Annotated in this window: 21 protein-coding genes; 5 read left to right on the forward strand and 16 right to left on the reverse strand. The window is 43.1% G+C overall.

What is annotated here, in order from left to right; genetic code table 11:
• Positions 1-14: 14 nt before the first annotated feature.
• On the reverse strand, positions 15-449 hold the full coding sequence (locus MHB66_RS15135) for a DUF86 domain-containing protein (protein ID WP_034282630.1): 435 nt from the start codon (positions 447-449) through the stop codon (positions 15-17).
• 19 nt (positions 450-468) lie between these two features.
• Positions 469-744, reverse strand: a complete 276-nt coding sequence (locus tag MHB66_RS15140; RefSeq protein WP_024423368.1) for a YutD family protein — start codon at positions 742-744, stop codon at positions 469-471.
• A gap of 120 nt (positions 745-864) precedes the next feature.
• On the opposite strand from MHB66_RS15140, the gene MHB66_RS15145 reads away from it, so the two are divergent.
• The gene (locus tag MHB66_RS15145) at positions 865-1500 is read left to right on the forward strand and encodes a YhcN/YlaJ family sporulation lipoprotein (RefSeq protein ID WP_024425978.1); all 636 of its coding nucleotides are present in this window, start codon (positions 865-867) and stop codon (positions 1498-1500) included.
• Between the two features lie 38 nt (positions 1501-1538).
• On the opposite strand, the gene lipA is transcribed toward MHB66_RS15145, so the two are convergent.
• Entirely contained in the window at positions 1539-2435 is an 897-nt protein-coding gene (gene lipA / locus MHB66_RS15150; RefSeq protein ID WP_008360456.1) for a lipoyl synthase, read from the reverse strand.
• 326 nt (positions 2436-2761) lie between these two features.
• Here lipA and MHB66_RS15155 point away from each other — a divergent pair, with 326 nt between their 5' ends.
• The gene (locus tag MHB66_RS15155) at positions 2762-3706 is read left to right on the forward strand and encodes a M23 family metallopeptidase (RefSeq protein ID WP_235362380.1); all 945 of its coding nucleotides are present in this window, start codon (positions 2762-2764) and stop codon (positions 3704-3706) included.
• A 49-nt stretch (positions 3707-3755) separates the two neighbouring features.
• On the opposite strand, the gene MHB66_RS15160 is transcribed toward MHB66_RS15155, so the two are convergent.
• From MHB66_RS15160 to MHB66_RS15180, 5 genes are all read right to left on the reverse strand, one after another.
• Positions 3756-3986: a hypothetical protein gene (locus tag MHB66_RS15160; RefSeq protein ID WP_046313308.1), complete on the reverse strand. Its 231-nt coding sequence runs from the start codon at positions 3984-3986 to the stop codon at positions 3756-3758.
• Positions 3987-4202: 216 nt separating this feature from the next.
• Entirely contained in the window at positions 4203-4973 is a 771-nt protein-coding gene (yunB, locus tag MHB66_RS15165) for a sporulation protein YunB (RefSeq protein ID WP_080701219.1), read from the reverse strand.
• Between the two features lie 69 nt (positions 4974-5042).
• The gene (locus MHB66_RS15170) at positions 5043-5348 is read right to left on the reverse strand and encodes a DUF1805 domain-containing protein (RefSeq protein ID WP_034282637.1); all 306 of its coding nucleotides are present in this window, start codon (positions 5346-5348) and stop codon (positions 5043-5045) included.
• Positions 5349-5415: 67 nt separating this feature from the next.
• A complete protein-coding gene (locus tag MHB66_RS15175) occupies positions 5416-6789 on the reverse strand; it encodes a bifunctional UDP-sugar hydrolase/5'-nucleotidase (RefSeq protein WP_046313306.1) in 1374 nt (457 codons plus the stop codon).
• 66 nt (positions 6790-6855) lie between these two features.
• Positions 6856-7707, reverse strand: coding sequence for a DUF72 domain-containing protein (locus tag MHB66_RS15180; RefSeq protein WP_046313304.1), 852 nt, complete (start codon positions 7705-7707; stop codon positions 6856-6858).
• A gap of 305 nt (positions 7708-8012) precedes the next feature.
• Here MHB66_RS15180 and MHB66_RS15185 point away from each other — a divergent pair, with 305 nt between their 5' ends.
• Together MHB66_RS15185 and MHB66_RS15190 are read left to right on the forward strand one after the other, a co-directional pair.
• Positions 8013-9182, forward strand: coding sequence for a helix-turn-helix domain-containing protein (locus MHB66_RS15185; RefSeq protein ID WP_046313302.1), 1170 nt, complete (start codon positions 8013-8015; stop codon positions 9180-9182).
• A 64-nt stretch (positions 9183-9246) separates the two neighbouring features.
• Positions 9247-10404: an oxalate decarboxylase family bicupin gene (locus tag MHB66_RS15190; protein WP_034282645.1), complete on the forward strand. Its 1158-nt coding sequence runs from the start codon at positions 9247-9249 to the stop codon at positions 10402-10404.
• 64 nt (positions 10405-10468) lie between these two features.
• Here MHB66_RS15190 and MHB66_RS15195 read toward each other — a convergent pair whose 3' ends face one another.
• The 3 genes from MHB66_RS15195 to MHB66_RS15205 form a co-directional block, all read right to left on the reverse strand.
• The gene (locus MHB66_RS15195; protein ID WP_046313300.1) at positions 10469-11197 is read right to left on the reverse strand and encodes an NPP1 family protein; all 729 of its coding nucleotides are present in this window, start codon (positions 11195-11197) and stop codon (positions 10469-10471) included.
• A gap of 273 nt (positions 11198-11470) precedes the next feature.
• On the reverse strand, positions 11471-12670 hold the full coding sequence (locus MHB66_RS15200; protein ID WP_046313298.1) for a tetracycline resistance MFS efflux pump: 1200 nt from the start codon (positions 12668-12670) through the stop codon (positions 11471-11473).
• A 158-nt stretch (positions 12671-12828) separates the two neighbouring features.
• A complete protein-coding gene (locus MHB66_RS15205) occupies positions 12829-14064 on the reverse strand; it encodes an alanine--glyoxylate aminotransferase family protein (RefSeq protein WP_046313296.1) in 1236 nt (411 codons plus the stop codon).
• A 171-nt stretch (positions 14065-14235) separates the two neighbouring features.
• Between MHB66_RS15205 and MHB66_RS15210 the strand changes: the two genes are divergently transcribed.
• A complete protein-coding gene (locus tag MHB66_RS15210; RefSeq protein ID WP_046313294.1) occupies positions 14236-15114 on the forward strand; it encodes an endonuclease in 879 nt (292 codons plus the stop codon).
• Between the two features lie 13 nt (positions 15115-15127).
• Here MHB66_RS15210 and MHB66_RS15215 read toward each other — a convergent pair whose 3' ends face one another.
• The 5 genes from MHB66_RS15215 to MHB66_RS15235 form a co-directional block, all read right to left on the reverse strand.
• On the reverse strand, positions 15128-15871 hold the full coding sequence (locus MHB66_RS15215) for an IucA/IucC family C-terminal-domain containing protein (protein ID WP_046313292.1): 744 nt from the start codon (positions 15869-15871) through the stop codon (positions 15128-15130).
• A gap of 21 nt (positions 15872-15892) precedes the next feature.
• The gene (locus MHB66_RS15220; RefSeq protein ID WP_034282658.1) at positions 15893-16930 is read right to left on the reverse strand and encodes an iron ABC transporter permease; all 1038 of its coding nucleotides are present in this window, start codon (positions 16928-16930) and stop codon (positions 15893-15895) included.
• The gene (locus MHB66_RS15225; RefSeq protein ID WP_034282660.1) at positions 16923-17939 is read right to left on the reverse strand and encodes an iron ABC transporter permease; all 1017 of its coding nucleotides are present in this window, start codon (positions 17937-17939) and stop codon (positions 16923-16925) included. Before MHB66_RS15225 ends, MHB66_RS15220 begins: the two co-directional genes overlap by 8 nt.
• Positions 17940-18012: 73 nt before the next feature.
• Positions 18013-18966, reverse strand: a complete 954-nt coding sequence (locus tag MHB66_RS15230) for an iron-siderophore ABC transporter substrate-binding protein (RefSeq protein WP_041115763.1) — start codon at positions 18964-18966, stop codon at positions 18013-18015.
• A 139-nt stretch (positions 18967-19105) separates the two neighbouring features.
• Positions 19106-19975 carry an alpha/beta fold hydrolase gene (locus MHB66_RS15235; RefSeq protein ID WP_046313501.1) on the reverse strand — a complete coding sequence of 290 codons (870 nt, stop codon included), beginning with the start codon at positions 19973-19975 and terminating at the stop codon, positions 19106-19108.
• Positions 19976-19980 lie beyond the last annotated feature (5 nt).

A 19980-nucleotide genomic window follows, 5' to 3' on the forward strand; every position in this document is an offset into this window, starting at 1 on the left:
ACAACTCCAATGGTTTATTTAAATGCTGATACTGGGCCAAGCTCCTGTTCCAAGTAGGTACGGATGCGGCTTGGAAAGACCTCTAGCGCCTGCTCTACTTCGCTGATCACCTGCAATAAGTCATGATGAACCACTTCCTGATATTGCTGCACAAGTGTTTTGCGGGATGAGACAAGCTTTTTCAGCTGACTTCCTTCCACTTCTGGTACAACCTTTTCATCAACAAGTATATCCATGATGTCATCATAGCTTCCTGGGTCACGCATAATAAAGCCATCAATCATGTCATTTCCAGTATCAAGAATACATTCGACGAGCAAATGAACAATTCGTTCCAGCGCTTTTTTCTCAAGAGGACTTGTCCATGTTTGATGACTCTGCATCAATCCATATTGCTCCTCGAAAAAACGTAATGTCTCTTCAATCTTTTTTCTGTCTACGAAATACATTATGACGCTCCCCTTTGCGTTATTTTCTGATTCGCTTTAAGACAAAATAGGCACAGCCAAAATTACAGTATTCATAAATGTATTCATCGAGTGTGCTGATTTTAGTATCAAATGTGGCCTTTTGGTTTTGGTCATCAAAGAACCCTTTCAGCCTGAGCTGATTATAGCCCCAGTCCCCCACAATATAATCATACTTATTTAAAATATCTGAGTACCTTGCTTTAAACGCTTCTTCATTAAAGCCGTCTTTGATATCTCTTACAAGATCAAAGGTAGCATTCTGAACGACGATCATCTTCTCACCTCTTTTTAAACGATCCATCTTTAATGATAATTCATTGGAAGAACTCCATCAATTGCTAAAGCATGTTTTTTCCGATTTAGACGAAGCTAAAGGAAAAAGGAGGTCACATTTATGAAGAAACAACTGACAGCCGCGATTCTCCTCAGCATGCTTTTAGGCGGGTGCGGCTTTCAATCAGGTATGAACCGGCAAGTGGATGAAGATTCTTCAAGTAAAACCATCCGTCTGTCGGATCGTCATGAAGGAAATAATTCCAACATGCCAGAAGCAGATACAAACAGAGCAGGATATGTTCGTTATCAGCGCCAGCAAGTAACGGATCAAAAAGAAAGAACCCCTGCTTTAAATCGTGAGCATCTTGCCCACGTGATTACAAGTTTAACGGTGCAGCTGCCAAACATCAAAGATGCAGCCACACTTGTGACAGATGAGGATGCACTCATCGTGTATCGAACAGGAAACAAAAATCGTGATGAATCTGCCGATCAAGTAAAGAAAACGGCGGTTTCTGTTCTCCCTCGTTATTATCATGTATACGTCTCTGATAATCCAGAGCACTTTCAATCCATTGCCAATTTTTCACGTCTTCAAACCAATTCACGTGATTTTGACCAAATTTTAACCAAAACGATTCAGCAAATGAAGTATTCTCCTCAAGGCGGGAACATATCGAATCAAGAAGATGCAAATGGGATGACGAATTCCGACCGTACGATGAGAAGAAACGCCCCTTACGGCCAAAATTAATACGAGAAAAACGCCAGAGAGCTCTGGCGTTTTCTTTGTTATGCTTGCGCCTGACGTTTTTTAGACGCTTCGTTTACTTGTTCATCTGCATGGTAGGAAGAGCGCACAAGCGGCCCAGCTTCACAGTGGCTAAAACCTTTTGACATCGCAATTTCCTTCAGCTCTGCAAACTCATCCGGATGGTAGTATTTTTGAACTTTCAAATGCTTTTTCGAAGGCTGTAAATACTGGCCAATCGCCATAATATCCACATTATTGGCAAGAAGATCATCCATGACTTCAATGATTTCTTCCTTCGTTTCACCAAGTCCAATCATAATGCTTGATTTTGTTGGAATGTCTGGCTGCATTTCTTTTGCACGACGCAAGAATTCTAATGAACGATCATATGTAGCACGCGCACGAACTCTTGGCGTTAATCTGCGAACTGTTTCAATGTTGTGATTTAAAATGTCAGGACGAGTGTCCATTAACGTCTTCAAGTTATCATAATTACCGCCCATATCTGAAGGGAGAACTTCAATGGTCGTGAATGGGCTTTTTCTTCTAATCGCACGAACGGTTTCAGCGAACACACCTGCTCCGCCATCCTTTTGATCATCCCTTGCAACCGCTGTTATGACAGCGTGCTTTAAATTCATTAAGGCTACTGAATCTGCCACGCGTTCTGGCTCTTGCAGGTCAAGCTCAGTCGGAAGTCCAGTTTTCACCGCACAGAAACGGCATGCGCGCGTACAAACAGATCCAAGGATCATAAATGTAGCGGTTCTTCTCACTGCCCAGCATTCATGAATATTCGGACATTTTGCTTCCTCACAAACGGTATGCAGGTTGTTTTCCCGCATCATTTTCTTTAAACCGGTATAGTTTTCATTCGTATTCAGCTTAATTTTAAGCCAGTCCGGTTTTCTTACGTGCTCTTCCTTCTTTGCCAATTCCATCATCTCCATATGAATTCGTTAAAGGTGCATCTACAAAAATCTTCCTGCTATATACGATGGATGCAGCCAAGAAGCTGCAAAAAATTGAATCTTCGGCCTAAAGCCTTTTCTTTAGACACTTTAACATAGTACAGATTGAACAACAAGGGAATGAGCTGCAAAAATACCCAAAAGCCTCCTAAAAAAACAGAAGAAAATTACTAACATTTTCTTCTTATGAAATAGAGTGTTCTAACCACACTAAACGGTAGAAGATGATGCTCGATGAAAGGAGATGGACGTTTGTGAAAGTGGTTTTAGCCATCATGATTGCTCTTTCAATGCTCCCTTTACCTGTTCATGCAAAAGGGACGGGCAAGCAGCCAGATGAATTGAAGCAAAGAATGGCCCTATATGAAAAAGTCTCCATCACAACACAGGTTCCATGGTATGTACTTGCTGCAGTTGATCAGTATGAACACAATATTCGAAAAAGCAGAAGAGATTTACCGAAACAAAAAGGCGTCATTGGCATCTACATTCCCCGGGAAATGTGGATTGGACCAGAAAACCCGAATAAACAGGATACCTCTCCTTTAAGCATTAAAGTGTTTGATGGAATTGGTCTTGATGGGAATGGGGATGGCAAAGCAAGCAGCGATGACGATGAGGATGTATTGTTCACGTTTGCTCAATACTTGCTTCACTACGGCAACAGCATTGATCAATTAAAAATTGGCTTATGGGACTATTATGGACGTGATCAAACCGTTGGAATCATTTCATCTTTTATGAAGCTATATAAGCACTACGGCCATCTTGATCTTGGAAAGCATGCTTTTCCTCTTCCAGTTGGAGCTGACTACAGCTACCGAAGTACATGGGGAGATGCGAGAGGGTTTGGAGGCAGAAGAATTCATGAGGGAACCGATTTATTTGCCCATTATGGACTTCCCGTTCGTGCGACATCGTATGGCGTGATTGAGATGAAAGGCTGGAACCGTTTTGGCGGCTGGCGGATAGGTATTCGAGATATTCATAATCATTATCATTACTTCGCTCACTTAAATGGCTTTGCGAAAGGACTCAAGACAGGTCAAATTGTTGAACCTGGCCAGGTGATTGGATCTGTCGGAAGCTCCGGTTACGGTCCTCCAGGCACTGCAGGAAAGTTTCCGCCGCATCTTCACTATGGCATGTACAAAGACAACGGCAGAACGGAATGGTCATTTGATCCATATCCTCATTTGAGGGCGTGGGAAAGAGCTGAACGGAAACGAAAGTAAATAAAAGGAGAAGTTTAGCGTTTTCGCACTCTTCTCCTTTTTTTATTGTTCACTGCTTATTTTTCTCCTTCAAACCTAAAACTAAAAATACAATACCCAGAATAAGAAATGTGATATACACAACAGTTACTTCCAGTGGAATCATATCAAACATCCCTCTAAATATATCAATACTCAAACTTTCATTTCCTATTAGCAATATTGATGCTGCAATATATTTAGCACTAAATACTATAGCAAAAACCAAAAAACAAATACCACTTACATAAAGTTTCTTCATAAAATCCCCCTCACCAATGCATTCACTACTGGCAATAGTAATAATCACTTGCATACAAAGCCGAACATTTCATCAATATAAAATTAGCCACTAATTATTTATCATGACACATTCTCATCTATGGAATCAAGTGGTGAAATAGGATTTTATTAACACTATCCAAACATATAATACGATTACATCACATTAAAAAACAGCCCAATCATTGTTGGGCTGTTATTCCTTTTTCTCCTTTTTCTCTGGGAGAACAATTGATGGAGCACCTGAGTTTGTTCCGCTGCCATTATAATAATCTGGTACGTCTCCTTGAACGGCTTGTATGGAGACTGGAACAGAGTTTTTAACTACAATTGTTTCAGAAGCAAATGGGATAATGACTCTTACCTTGACCTCGATCAGAACACTAATATCAATCAAGGCATTGTTGATGCCATAAGGCTTAATGTTTTTTTCAACGTCCGTATGCGGATCACCAATCACACTAAAGCGCACAGGCACTTTTGGTCCGAGGTTGGCGATGAGTGCATTTCCAGATGCTTGCCCAAGCGGAATGTTATATATAATGCCGTCATGTCCATCTGTTTGATCCTTTAATGCTTCTTTTGCCTCTTTTTGAAAGTTCCCCTTTTCAATGTCCTCTAAATTTTTTTGAAGATGACGCGAGAGGTCAGCCATTGCTTTCGATGTTGCTTGCGCATTAAAATCGATGGTCGTCACTTTTCCGTTCTCACTTGTATTCATGACCACCATATCCTTCATATTCTCCTGATCATCTGCAAAGTCTTGCACTGAATATTGTATGAGGTGATTGGCGATGCGCTCTGTTTCGAGTTCAGCAATGTGAATAAGGGTAGGTTTAATGGATCGGTTGATAAAAAATAAACTAATCACGGTTGAGAGCACAAAGAATAAGATCGCAAGCAGCATGACGTAACGAAATGGCAAAGGGCCCTTCTTGTAGGGGCGATAACGGCGGTTCATTCTCAATAAAAAATCCCCCCTTCTCCATTACATGTGTATGCAGACAGGCGGGGGGATAGGAATCATCTCTCTATTTTATTTCACCATTTTTAATAATGCATCTCTTCCAATTGTTCCAGCTGAGATGCCTAGCGCTTCTGCGGCGTATGTCACAGATTCTAAAGGAGCATCGAGCAATTGCTCAATGGTTCTTACACCAACTGCTCTTCCTGCAATAATTCCTCTATCTGCAAGCTTTTCATTCAAGAGCCCGACATCCAGTGCACCGCACATAATATACCCATGTTCATTTGATACTGCCATAAAATTTGTCTTCGGCAGCTTGACGGTGACCGCTGTAAAGGAATGGCCATCAATTGTAATAGGTGTTAAATTCACCAAATCCCTTCACTCCTCTCATCACAATCTATGTGAAAAGAGGGCGCGTGTTGTTAGGCTGAAGCGGATTTCAATTGGCTTCCTTCAAGCGCCATGTCAGAACATCACGTAAAAATTCAGGCATGAAATATTCAATGTGTTCGTGATCACGGATATGAGGAAAAAGAGAGCCTAATGTATACATATCGACTGTGCCAACTGTATAGGAGGCGTCTTTTTTGATCAATTGACCATGTACAAAGACATCCTTCACCAGTTTGGCATCGCCTTCCTCTAACGTATAGCTGAGTCCGCTATATAGCATTTTCCCCATTAGCTCACCTCTAAATCCGAAGCCTTTGATGCGCAGCTGTTCCATTTTTTCTTCACAGCCCCGTCGAACTGTTTCGATAAGCTGTTGACCGGTAAGCGTCACCCGAATGGGATTAATGGGATGCGGACATATCCGGTGGATTTCTTCTCTTGTGACGATCCCTGCCTCTAATGAATCAAGCACCATACCTGCATTCATCATGCCAATATCTGCTCCGCACCAATCTTTAATGGCATCTGTTAAGAGCTGCGGAAGCGGAGATTCGTCGAACCATTTCGTTTCTAGCTTCGACTCAATCGTTGTCACTTTTTCCTGCATGAGTGCTTTCGCTCTTCTTTCTGCTTGCTGTAAGGTGGTGATGGCTTCATCTGATTCACTGATGAGCTGATCTACTGACTGTACTGTCGCTTTTTTCTCTATCAGCTCTTTGCGCGCTGTATCGATTGTCAGCTCAACACAGCCAATATAATGCCCATACTTTTCAGCGCATGCAAGCAGCACACCATTGTCCATTTCACCTTGTTCTAACAGATGATGCGTGTGTGAGCCTAGGATGATGTCGATGTCAGGGAAATCACGGGCGACCTCTCGATCATGGATGATACCAAGATGGGATAAAAGCACAATGACATCTGCCTGTCCCTTCACTTCCTGCAGCATGTCCCGTATGCTGTCAAACGGATCAGTAATGTTCCAGCCCAGCTTTTCATATACAGGTGTATACGCAATGGTCACGCCTAAGAGACATATCTTCAGTCCGTTTTCCATTGTGATCATATGATAGGGCTTTGCCCATGATGGCCTTTTGCCTTTCTCAAATAAATTAGACAGGACCACTGGAAATTGTGCATTCTCATATAAGTGATCCAGCTGATCATGGGGCAGCGTAATGCCTTCATTATTCCCGATCGTGACTCCATCATAGCCAAGCTGATTGAGGAGCTTGACGTTTACCTTTCCATAATCCGCTTCGGATACGAGGTTCACTCGATCCATATGGTCGCCAATATCAAACAAGAGCATCTGATCGTGAACTTGACGCTTTTCTTCAATATAAGCTGCAATTTTTGGCCAGTTCTCAAAGTGGCTGTGCAAGTCGTTTGTATGATATAACCATAGCTTCTGCAGCATGTTGATCTCTCCCTCAAGTTGTCACTGACCGTCTCATTCAGGTTGAAAGCTTCAGTCAGCTCTCGGTTAACTAAATAAATCTAACTGCTTCGGAGACAGGTTTGAATAGGTGATATCCAGCAAATCAATCATCTGCTGGCCATTCGCCGCTGCATCTCCGCCAGAGTTATTGTTAAACACGACATAGACATCTTTCGATTGCTGATGCAGGATGTCGAGATTCTTTTTCCACTCTTTTAATTCAGCTTCATTATATAAATATAAGTATCTCACTTCACGCCAATTCTCATGGTCTGCCGGGTGAAGCCAGCCCTGTTTATTCCTCCCGTGAAATCGAACCAAGGTTTTATCACGGTGTGTAGCTTGTATGACTGGCGGAATGGAGCCTTCTCCGACTTGCGGTTCATCACAGACGGAATGAATCCATCCTTCCGTTTCCATAAAGGACAAAGTCTGCTCATAAAATTCCTCTGAAAACCATGTACGGTTTCGGAATTCGAGAGCACATGGAATATCGCCCATCTTATCCTTACACCATCTTAAATAGTGAACGTGCTCTTTTTTGCAATCAAACCAAGGTGGAAATTGAAAGAGCACCATGGCCAGTTTCCCTTCACGAATGAGCGGAGTCAGCGAAATAATAAATGCATCAAACATGTCCTCCTTCGAAGCAAACGGAATCTCGCCCCTTTGATGTCCAGTCATTCCTTGGTATGCTTTCACAACAAATTGAAAGTCATCTGGCGTATCCTTTATCCACTTTTCATGATTACGCTCAGGCTGAACCGCATAAAAGCTGGCATCCAGTTCCACAATCGGAAACGTTGATGCGTAGTGAAACAGCTTTTGCGCGCTGCCGATTCTCGGCGGATAAAGACTGTCATGATCTCCCCAGCCAGTTAATCCGATATAAATCATGTTTCTCACCTCTTGCCACTCTCATGTATAGACGGCTTCCTCACATCAAAGCCTTTATTCCTTGTGATACCCATATTTCTGAAAGAAATTCTTCTGTCTACAACATATCATATTTGCTCGTAATTCTGAATGAAGATGACTGGCGGCACGTGATTTTGTCCTGACGCTCTGTTTGTTTGTTATATGAATTGACAACTTTCTATCTAAAATGATTTTAGCTGATAACATAAAATGCATATCAGAGATGTTGACAGTGATTGTCCATTTTTTTATTCATCTTCACCAATAAAGGAGACCCAGTGGATATGAACATAGACGATAATCAGTTTAAAATTTTACAAAAATTGGCCAAAAAGATTCACAAGCCCATCTATTTGTTTAACCAGCATGGACGTATTCTCTATACCTCTTCCCCCATGATCACGAGCCCAGAATGGATGCACATTCTCCCCTTTTTCCAAAGCAGGACAACTCATTCTTTTTCAATGATACATGCAAAACAAACCTTTTCCATCTTTCCAATTGATCTAAACGAACAAACATGTGATTATCTGGTCATCCTTGCTTTCATTCACCCGCAGAATAAAACTTTGCATGGGATCATTGCAAAAGCAGTAAACGAAATGTCGATTGCACGTATGAGACAATATGCCGCCCTGCAAACGGCCAAGCGTGCCAGAAATGAGGGCTTTCGCAAATGGATAAAGAGGGCATCGTCTTCCCAGCAAGATCCCTTACATTTCGCTCAGGCATTTGGATTAAACGCCGAATGCCGCTATCTATGTATGATCTGTCAGCTTGACGAGCGCAGTGATTCCACATGTTTTATGAAGCAGCAAATGGTTTTAGATCAAATGGTTGATCTGCTCGAAAGTGCACTTCCAAGCTGCCCATTTCCTGCTTTTCTGTTTGTCAAAGGTGATATGGGTGTTGTATTGATGGAGGAGACTGGCAGTTGGCCAGAGGTTAGCGGCAGGCTCAGCTCTTTTTTAAAACAGTTGCAGATGCTTGTTAAACTGCAAGTGAATCATACTATTTCTTTTGGGGTGAGCTTGACGGGCTGCCTCATCTCCCATCTGTCTGAAGGCTACAATGAAGCATTAGAGGCTCTTCAAACAGGACATCTCTCATCGCGTACTGAATATATTCAATTTTATCAAGCGAAGGATGTGCCAGATTTACTAAGGCTCATTCCAAGAAAGGATATGATCACGTTTCACCAGCTGCACCTTCACCCGTTATCTGAACCATCACAAGTCGATCAAAGCCTTCTTCACACCTTATCTGTCTATTTAGAAACCCATTGCCACATTTCAGAAACAGCCAAACGATTGTCCATTCATCGCAACACGGTCATTTATCGCCTCGAGAAGTGTGAAGAATTGCTTCGAATCAGCTTAAAAGATTCTGACGCAACATTGCGGCTGCGCTTAGCATTCCGTATTCAAATGTTTCTCTCATCCCATCCTGATTGAATTTTTTCTTCTGAAACTTCATATAGTTTGGAGGAGAAAAATGAGACTCAAGGAGGGATGATAAATGGATGATGAGCTCCGTCACATCCCGCAGCCCATTCGAAAGGATGGCGCGGGTGCCACCGACTTAGGCCCGCGCGATGTCCTTCGAGATATAGAGAACCCAGATATGCTCGTTCCCCCTAAAACCGATGCCGGAACAATCCCCAATTTAAAATTTTCATTTTCTGATACACACATGCATTTGAATCACGGCGGCTGGTCGAGGGAAATTACAAAGCGGGAGCTGCCGGTTTCAACAACGATTGCAGGTGTCAACATGCGGCTCACACGCGGAGGTGTTCGTGAGCTTCATTGGCATAAGCAGGCGGAATGGGCGTATATGATTTTAGGCAAAGCCCGCATCACATCTGTAGATGCAGAAGGGCGGAATATGATCGCTGATATAGAAGAAGGCGATTTGTGGTATTTTCCACCTGGTATCCCGCACTCTATTCAAGGACTTGAGGATGGTTGTGAGTTCCTTCTTGTATTTGATGATGGCGATTTTTCTGAATTTGATACATTCACGATCACAGACTGGTTTGCCCATACACCAAAAGAGATTCTCTCCGCCAATTTTGGTGTTCCTAAGAAATTGTTTGACCATATTCCGAAAAAGCAGCGCTATATGTTTCAAGGCTCGCCGCCGTCATCCTTAGAAAGCCAAATGGTATCTGATCCATACGGCAGCATCAAGCCGCCATTTACGCACCAGCTTCTTCGTCAAAAACCGATAACGACCTCTGGCGGAACCGTCCGAATTGTCGATTCACGGAATTTCCCGATTTCAAAAACGATTGCAGCTGCACTTGTTGAAGTAAAACCTGGCGGCATGAGAGAAATGCACTGGCACCCTAATAATGATGAGTGGCAATACTATTTAACAGGTACAGCTAAAATGACGGTCTTTGGAGCAGGAGGTACTGCCCGCACCTTTAATTACAGAGCCGGTGATGTTGGATATGTTCCTTTTGGCATGGGGCATTACATCCAAAATATCGGCCAAACGAGCCTTTGGTTTTTAGAGATTTTTAAAAGTGACCGGTTTGCAGATATTTCGTTGAATCAGTGGATGGCCTTAACCCCGCCTCAATTAGTGAAAGAGCATTTACACGTAGATGAAGCGATGATTCGTGCGCTTCATAAAGAAAAATCACCTGTCGTGAAATATGAGAGATGAAGCGATTTTGTTTATAAAAAAACCGATCATTTTTAGATGATCGGTTTTTAATCATGGTTAACCCTTATCGATACCACGCTTTTGCTAAATTGTTTTTAAAGTTACTATCTTTGAAAGGTACGTTTGCACTACCAAAGTCTGTTGTATTCAGTGCATGTCTTGCAGCCGGCGTTAGATCATCCCAGCCAATTATAGGCTGCATTCCTTTTCCGCTCACATTGCCGCTTACATTCAACTCATGATTTAATGGCCAGTTGCTATCATAACCTACTAAAGGATTTGTCCCTAAAATACTTGCTGCACTCGGTGCTACTTTCTTATATTGTCCATGACCTGAGTAAGCAATCGATTGAACACGCGGATTGGCTACAGCTGGATTGTCAATCCAAACGACAATGGATTCCCAATCATGACGATGACCTAAGCCTGGTGAAGGATTATCTTTTGGGAAATACCAAGCATACATAATCGCCCAGCTGCCATTGTACCAATCTGAACGTGAATATACTTGACCGATATTACTGCTGCATCCACCATTATGTGAACCGCTCGTTTTTAACCCTCTGCTTGTGTTTCCAGCAGCATCTACAGCTGGGAATGGTACACATCCATGCCATACTTTCAAATAAGGCTGAAATTTTTTCGCCGCTTTTTGTGTAACAGTTGTTGGGTTGACTTCTCTAAAACCAACTACCTTGTCATGATCAATTTCTGCCGCATGAACTGCTGAAGGCACTGCTGTACTAGACATGGTGACGATAAAAAATATAATGGCAAAAATAAAATTCTTCATTTTCTATCCCCTTTTCTCTTGATTATCTCAGTTACCTCATGCTGTCGAGATTGATGTTACCATTGCGGAAAAAACCAATCAATCACTTTTTACACAAAATGTATAATTTAGTATTTTATTAACAAGTTTTTATTGATCTCAAAGACCTAAATATATGGATTCCCTCTTAGAAATATTGATAAACTCTACTATTCATTTAGATAAAATATATACTATTTCTAATTGAAATTTTTCTAAATACATTTCATTCAATAAAAAAAGACTGTAGATCAACTACAATCTTCCTTGCGCTGCATGAGCATGCTGCACTTTTTTCCCCCACATGATGGATGCAGCGAAGCTTACGCAAAGCACCAGTGTTCCAAACATAAAAGGAAACTCAATATTCATATCAAATAATATACCCGCAAGACTCGGTCCGATGATATTGGCAAGGCTCATAAAGGATGTATTGAGACCGCCTGCTACCCCTTGCTGATTGCCTGCCATCTTGGACAGCAATGTATTGAGGGCTGGACGGACGAATGACGTAGCCGATAAAAATAAAATCGAACCTGTAAAAATCAACCAAAAGGACGGCGCAAAACGGCAGGCGATCAGCATGAAAGCCGCACCTAACAGCGCATAACGCACGACTCTCATCTCCCCAAATCGTTTCACACAAACATTCACTAACGCACCCTGGACAAGCACCCCGGCAAGACCTGCAACTGTAATCACAAACGCAATATCCTTCGGTGAAAATCCGTGTTTTTGGTCTACATATAAGCCAAAAATCGATTCAAAATGAATGATTCCGAAATTGAGGACAAAGGCCAAGATAAACAAAAAGCCGTACGATGTCCTTAGAGCCTCGATCATTTGTACAAAAGGATTGAAATGAATATCCTTGTTGAGGCGTGCCTCTTCCTGTTTTTCCTTTGTTAATGTTTCAGGTAAGAAGAGGATGGATAACAAAGTAGAAAGAGCAGCAAAGGAACCGGCAATCAGAAATGGAAATGCGATCCCGTACTCAACCAAATAGCCGCCTACGCCCGGTCCAATGACAAAACCTAGTGTCATCGCTGCACTGAATAGACCCATTCCTTTCCCTCGATCCTTTTCACTTGTGATATCAGCGATGTATGCAAACATGGCCGGCATAAGCAAAGCCCCAGCAGCACCGCCTAAAAACCGAGACACGAACAGCATCCAAAGCTGATCAGCAAAAGCAAAAATAAACTGAGCAATCGTAAAACCCGCAATCCCCGCAATGATCAATTTTCTTCGTCCAAATCGATCGGTCAGTGCCCCGGCAACCGGCGATAACGCAAATTGTGTAAAACCTGTTGCAGCGACAAGAAAACCGAGTGTTTTCCCTGTTGCACCAAAGGCTTCGATGTAACTCGGCATAACAGGTACAATGAGGCCAAAGCCAAGCATGGCAATAAAAATATTGAGCATCAAAATGTATAATCTGCCCATCTTCTTCATATAAAAACCTCTTTCTGCAAAATAAATGAAAATGATGACAAAAATGGTGAGAACTTCTCCAGTATAGCGATAACCTCATCTATAAGTCTAGTTTTTCAAAAATTAGCGTTCTTTTCCAAAATAAAAATACCCGCCAATGGCGGGTATTTTAGATATCGTTATTCAGCTTGTTCATAGATAGAAAGAGCCGCCTGAAGCCCTGCTCCGCAATGGATAGACGCACCATGTTTGATGAGGATCGCTTCAAGCCCTGCTAACACAAACAGCACATTTTCCTTTCGGCAGCTGTAGCCCATTGTCCCAATTCTCCATATACGGCCGGCAAGTGGTCCAAAGGAGCTTGCAATCTCAACCCCAAAATGATGGAGCAGGTCGGCACGGACCGCTTCTCCGTCAATACCACTTGGAATGACAATACAAGTCACAACCGGCATTTTACAATCTGGATCACCAAACAATTCAAGCCCCATTGCTTCAAGACCTTTCATCAAGGCTTTCTCATGAAATGCGTGCCTTTGAAAACGTTCAGACAGCCCTTCTTCCAGCACAAGACGAACCCCTTCTCGCAGTGCATAGAGCATCGTTGTCGCTTCTGTATGATGATTTAATCGTCTTGGGCTCCAATAATCCTGAAGCTGGCTTAAATCAAAATAATTGCTTTTGATTGGAGAAATGTCCATTTGTTTTTGTAATTCATCCTGTGTCGCAATGCCTTTTTCTACTTTCTTTCTCGATTCAATGACAGCTGCGACCCGGTCATTATACGTAATAGGTGACATACCTGATGGAACAGATAAACATTTCTGCGTGCCGCCAATCGCCGCATCAATTTTCCATTCATCCACTTTTACCTCGACACCGCCAATGGTTGCCACAGCGTCTACAATGAACAGCGCATCAAGAGCCCGGCATGCTTGCCCGATTTGCTTGAGCGGCTGTAATCGCCCGGTGGATGTTTCCCCATGAACCATGGCAACGATTTTAGGCTTGACCTGCTTTATTTCTTTGATGATGTCGTCAGGGTCAAAAACCGTCCCCCATTCACATTCCATTGTATGTACCTCAGCACCGTAGCGCTGTCCTATTTCAATGAGCAGGTGACCGAAGCGGCCAAAGACAGGCACAAGCATTGAATCTCCCGGCTCAATCACACTGGCGAGCACAGCTTCAAGCCCTGAACGGGACGTACCGTCAATTGGATAAGCCCATCTGTTTTCTGTTTGAAAAAGTGACCGCAATAAGGTCATTGTTTCATTCATAATGTGTGTAAATGCTGGATCAAATTGACCGAGAATAGGCGTGCTCATTACACGGAGTACTCTCGGGTCTACTTCTACGGGTCCCGGTGTCATAATCGTTCTTGAAGGTGTTTGCAGTTCTTTCACGTGATCCATCCTCTCCCTTGCTGTCCATCCTTATAAGCCCACTTATACAGGAATGCGCTTAAAATAGCAATCTCTTTTCCTATGAACTTATTACATAAAATTTACGAGAAATCCATTTATTTCTTCATGGCAATATGATAGAAATAAAGAGAATACATTCCCTATCAAGGAGGAAATCGAATGAAAAGATCTTTATTTGGAACTGTGGCCGCCGGAATCATGATATTCGGCACATTCGCCGCCCCGCTGCCTCCAGCTGCAAATGCTCAAGGTTTCAATCTGAGTGAACCTAGTCAAACGATCACCTTTTCCCCGTTACAGCTTCAAAACGAAACATCTGCACAACAAACGCAAACTGCCGCCACAAGTCAAATCGATTCCTATTACCAATCTGCTGCTGGCAAGTCAGGACCCGCTCTTAAGAAAGCCTTACACGATATCATTGATGATCATACGCAGCTCTCCTACAGCCAGGTTTGGAATGCATTAAAGGAAACAGATGAAGACCCCAATAACCCAAACAATGTGCTGCTGCTTTATAGTGGTACCTCCCGCTCAAAGCAGTCGAATGGCGGAAATGTGGGCCAGTGGAACCGGGAGCATGTCTGGGCCAAGTCTCACGGCAATTTCGGGACAAGCCAAGGGCCTGGGACAGATCTCCATCACCTTCGTGCGACAGATGTGCAAACGAACAGCACACGCGGAAATTTAGATTTTGACACGGGTGGTAATGAATACAAAGGAGCGCCGGGCAACTTCTACGACAGCGACTCATTCGAACCTCACAGCCGGGTCAAAGGAGATGTCGCGAGAATGCTCTTTTATATGGCGGTTCGCTACGAAGGCGATGACCGCTTTCCAGATTTAGAATTGAACGACAAAGTGAATAATGGAAGCTCTCCCCTTCACGGCAAAATGTCTGTACTTCTCAAATGGCACAAGCAGGACCCAGTCGATCAAATCGAACGGAACCGCAATGAGATTATCTATCAAACGTATCAGCACAACCGCAACCCTTTTATTGATCATCCTGAATGGGCAGGCGAGATTTGGGAATAAAAAAAGGGCACTGCTACGAGCAAGCAGTGCCTTTCTTTTTTTCAAGCGGACAAACAAGACAATAATCGAGACTCTCCGATTTTTTCTCAAGCTTATAATACATACAGCAGGTCTTCCGGTTGGATGTTTCTAGTAAACTGTCGTCTAGGTTTAGGCTGTGCTGAAATGGATTTTGCTGAGCTCCGAATACATCACCAGCCGCTTGCTTCAGATACAGATAATCCTCCCGCACACGCTGCTTCACCGCAGGTTCTTCCGCTTCCCGCATCATGCTTCGATAAAGAGAGTTGATTCGAACCGCTACATTTTCCCATAAAATACGATAAGAGAGTTTTGATGTGCGGTTCAGCACGTCTAAAAGAGGCGTGACACACTCCGTAAACAGTGCACGCACGACCTTCTCTCTCCACTCATGCCTGTCTCCTTCTAGTGGAACAAACGAAGACGCCGTCTCATCCAATTCAATTTTCCGATCCTCTCTAAATGCACATGCTGCTGGTGGAAACTGATAGACACCGTCATACAGCGTCATCAAGTATAAAGAGGAACTGACAGCTAAGTAGGCGTACCGCTTTGAAAACATAGAGGCTGCTACCGCCAGATTCGGTGCATGCATCGCTTCCTTTTCAGCTTCTAATAAACGCATGACGGCTGCTTCTGAAAAAAGCGCAGCAAGTGTGCGATCAGATGTCATTGGTCCATTTGTGATGTGTACCCCAAAATCAAGTAATTCTCTCTCAACCCACTCTGGCCTCATATCAAAACCCCCATCTTCTGTTTATCGATTTCGCTGTTGATATAACAAATAAATAAAGAATGGTGCACCAATGGCCGCCGTAAATACACCTGCTGGGACGTCTAACGGTAGAAATGCGGTTCTAGCCACAAGATCAGCCAGCATCACGAGAATACTTCCAACAAGCGCAGATGCTGGGACAAGTGCTATGAAAGAACGGCCAATAATCATCCGTGCAACGTGCGGCGCCATGAGTCCAACAAATTCAATGCCTCCTGCAAATGCGACTGCAACACCAGCCAATGTCACACTCATCAGGAGAAAGAATAATCGTTTCGCCTGCACTTTTACCCCGAGACCTGTTGCAAGATCATCGCCAAGTTCTTTTACATTCATCGTTCTTGCTAACACCATGACAATCGGTAAAATGATCATCACCCAAGGAAGCATCGCAGTGACGTCTTTCATCGTAGAACCATATAAGCTGCCCGTCAGCCAGATGTATGACTTTGTCGTTGTCATCGTATCACTAAGTACAAGCGTAAACGTCACACATGCCTTCATAATGGCAGAAATCCCGATTCCCATCAGGACAAGTGTGATCGGCTTGACCCCTTTTTTCCATGAAAGCAAATAGATCAGGCACGATACTGCAAAAGCACCCGCAATCGCCCATAAGGATTGATAAGCAATGGGCACAGTGCCCATCCAAAAGACGATGAACATAATCGCACCAAACGAAGCACCACTTGTAATTCCAATGATATCAGGTGATGCCAGCGGGTTGCGGATCAATCCTTGCAAAATAAGCCCTGATACCGCAAGCGCGGCTCCGACTAAGACAGCCAGCAGCGTTCGTGGAATCCTCAGCGTATTTAACACAAAGGAGTTTCCCTCTCCCTGACCGATTAAATGAAGCAGCACATCGACCGGCTGAATGAACCGGCTTCCCATACTGAGACTGAGAATAAATAAACAAAAGGCAATAGCCGTCAATAAAAGTAAAATCAAAAATGTCCGCTTTGAAAATTGAAATGAAATGCGCCCGCCTTTAGAACGCACTGTATATGTTTTAGCCACCTGTCTTCAACCCCTTGCGCACGAGATAAACAAATAGAGGCGCTCCTGCTACCGCCGTCATGACACCAATCGGCACTTCCTGCGGCATGATCAGAAAACGAGCCGCCAGATCCGCGGCAAGTAAAAGCGACGCCCCCACTACGGCACAATACGGCAGTACCCAGCGGTGGTCAGGCCCGACAAGCTTTTTCACAATATGCGGCACAAGAAAACCAACAAAACCAATTGAACCAGCAACAGCGACAGAACCACCTGCTAAAAAGACAACGAGTACACCCATCGTGATTTTCAGCAGCAGTGTACGCTGGCCAAGTCCTTTGGCAATATCGTCTCCCGACAAAAGAACATTAATAGAACGTCCCAGAAGCAGCGCCACAATAGTCGCACCTAAAATATAAGGCAAAACAGGGATTAACATATCAATGCTTCTTCCAGACACTGAACCAGCCATCCAGAACAGAATACTTTGAATCGACTGTTCATTCACGATTAAAAGACCTTGTGTAAAAGACGCAAACAGTGCAGATATCGCCGCACCTGCAAGGACAATTTTGACCGGCGTCAATCCATCTCTTCCAATGGAGCCCAATAGAAAAACGAGCATCCCAGCAATCGCTGCGCCTAGAAAGGCTGTCCACATATAGCCTGTTAACGACTCTGTTGAAAAGAAAACAATCGATATCACGATAAAAAATAGCCCGCCTGCATTAATTCCTAATAAATCAGGCGCCGCAAGCGGATTTCTCGTCAATGCCTGCATGAGTGCACCTGAAATCGCCAGGCTAGATCCAACGACCGTTGCGATTAAAGCTCTTGATAATCTGGATGTCATGACAATGACACTGTTTGGATCCGATTCATCAAATTGAAGAAAAGCATGGATGGTGGCTTTGAGGGAAATAGAGGTTTGCCCAAGGGAAATACTGAGCATAAAAAAGACCAACATCAACACAATGAATCCAGCAAAAAGCAGTGCCTTGCTTGAATCCTTTTTTAATAAACTTCTCATCTGATTCCCGCTTTCAATCTGTTATGGAAAAAAGGAGAAAATGGTATGTTCACATTTTCTCCTCTGTTATGTCTTATTTATCAATTCCTAGACGATCGTAAATATCATCAAGCATCATGTTTGCTGCGATAATACCGCCGCCCATGTTCCAAGTGATTTCATCTACTTTATGCACTTGTTTCGCTTTCACTGCGTCAAGCTGCTTCCATAAAGGATGACTCGTCCACTCTTTATATGCTTTTTCAACTGCTTTATCCTGATCATCCATAAAGTAATAGATCACATCTGCATCCATTTGCGGAATGCTCTCTTTGTCTGTAAGTGTAATGATGTCTTGCTTTTTATCTTTGACATTCTTAGGTCCTTCAAAGCCTAGCTCTGTTAAAATGGATCCTGCGAAACCAGTTTGATAGATTCTAGCATGATCTGCACGGAAGTTCACCACAGATACACTCATCGGCCAGTTTTTGATGTCTTTTTTCGCTTTTTCTTTGAAATCAGCGACGCGGTCATCCCACTTCGTCAGCAATTCTTTTGATTTGTCTTGCTTGTTTAATGCTTCACCCATTAATTTCACTGTGTCTTTAAAGGTGAACACAGTTTCAGTTGCAACAGTTGGAGCGATTTCTTTCAACTGATCAAAAATTTGCTCGTGGCGGATTTTCGATGCAATGATCAAATCAGGCTTGAGCTTTTCAATTTCCTCTAAGTTTGGCTGTGTTTCCTGCCCAACAATTTTAACATCCTTTAAGTCATCTCTTAAATATTTATACGTAGGTGCTTCAAGCCATGATTCAACAACACCTACTGGTTTAATGCCCATAGCGACTGCTGCATCCGTTGCTCCTTGGTACAGTGTCACCACACGTTTAGGCGATCCTTTAATTTCAGTTGAACCGATAGCGCTTTCAACAGTTCTTGTTTTCTCTTTACTATCTGACTTGCCGTTACTGCTATTGCTGCCGCAAGCTGCAAGTAAAACGATGGAGAGCACAACTAAAAGCGACCAAAAAGATTTCTTGAACATGTACCTCACCTATCCATTCTATATGTAGTCATATCGTTTGATAACGATTCTCATTATCACACTATGATTTTATCATAGAAAAGGATGGTGTCAATGTAAATTTTTAAGAAAACGGGAGAGTGTTGACTAGTTGTTCATGCTAAATAGAACGATTCCACACTTGGATAGTTCCTCCAATCTGTTTTCCCACTTCTAGTAGAATCGACAAATGAGTGTGTCCATCCAGCACTTGATAGACTGATTGTTGTTGGATCGCTTCATTTGGCAGCTCATGATAGGCAGGAAATTTTTCTATATCAAACAGTTCATCCTCGCTGCCTACTAACATCGCATATGGCCGATCCATTCTCGCAAATTGTTTTTTAGGTGCTGATGGGGTTAAGGCAAGTGATAGTTTGACGGTGATGGCTGTCAATAAAAGCGGATCCTGCTCGACTGCCCATTTTGGATAATGAAAACGTACGGCTTCAGAATGACTCATCAACATTCCTTTTGTCATGGCAGACAGAACGAATTTCCATACTTGAACGGCCGCAAAAGGAATTTGATCTGGCCTCGCAGTATCTGATTGATAGCCAAATTCAGGTGCAATAAAAAAGTAGCCATCAACCTCTCTTTTTTCTTGCCAAGATAGATAGTTTAACAGCAATCCCGCTCCAGATGAATGACCGCAAAGATAAACGGCTCCTTTATGCTTCTGTTTAACCGCATCCACGATCTGCGAAATATCCTGCCACACATCCGTGATATTAGGTGTATCACCCTTTTTTCCATCCGAATGGCCGTGACCTCTTAGATCGAGCAAAAACGTATTCACATGAAATTCATGCTGCAGCGTATGGGCGATATGCTCATAACCAGCCAAACTATGAGCACCACCGCCATGAATTAAGATCACATTGGCCTGCGTCTTCTTTTCTGATAAAAATGGATAATACGCAAGGCTTGTACCATCATGTGATGAAATGTATTGTCTTTCTGGAATATGTACAGGGACTGCCTGCTGCATACTTG

Source organism: Bacillus sp. FSL L8-0167 (genome assembly GCF_038630295.1).
GTDB lineage: Bacteria > Bacillota > Bacilli > Bacillales > Bacillaceae > Bacillus > Bacillus safensis.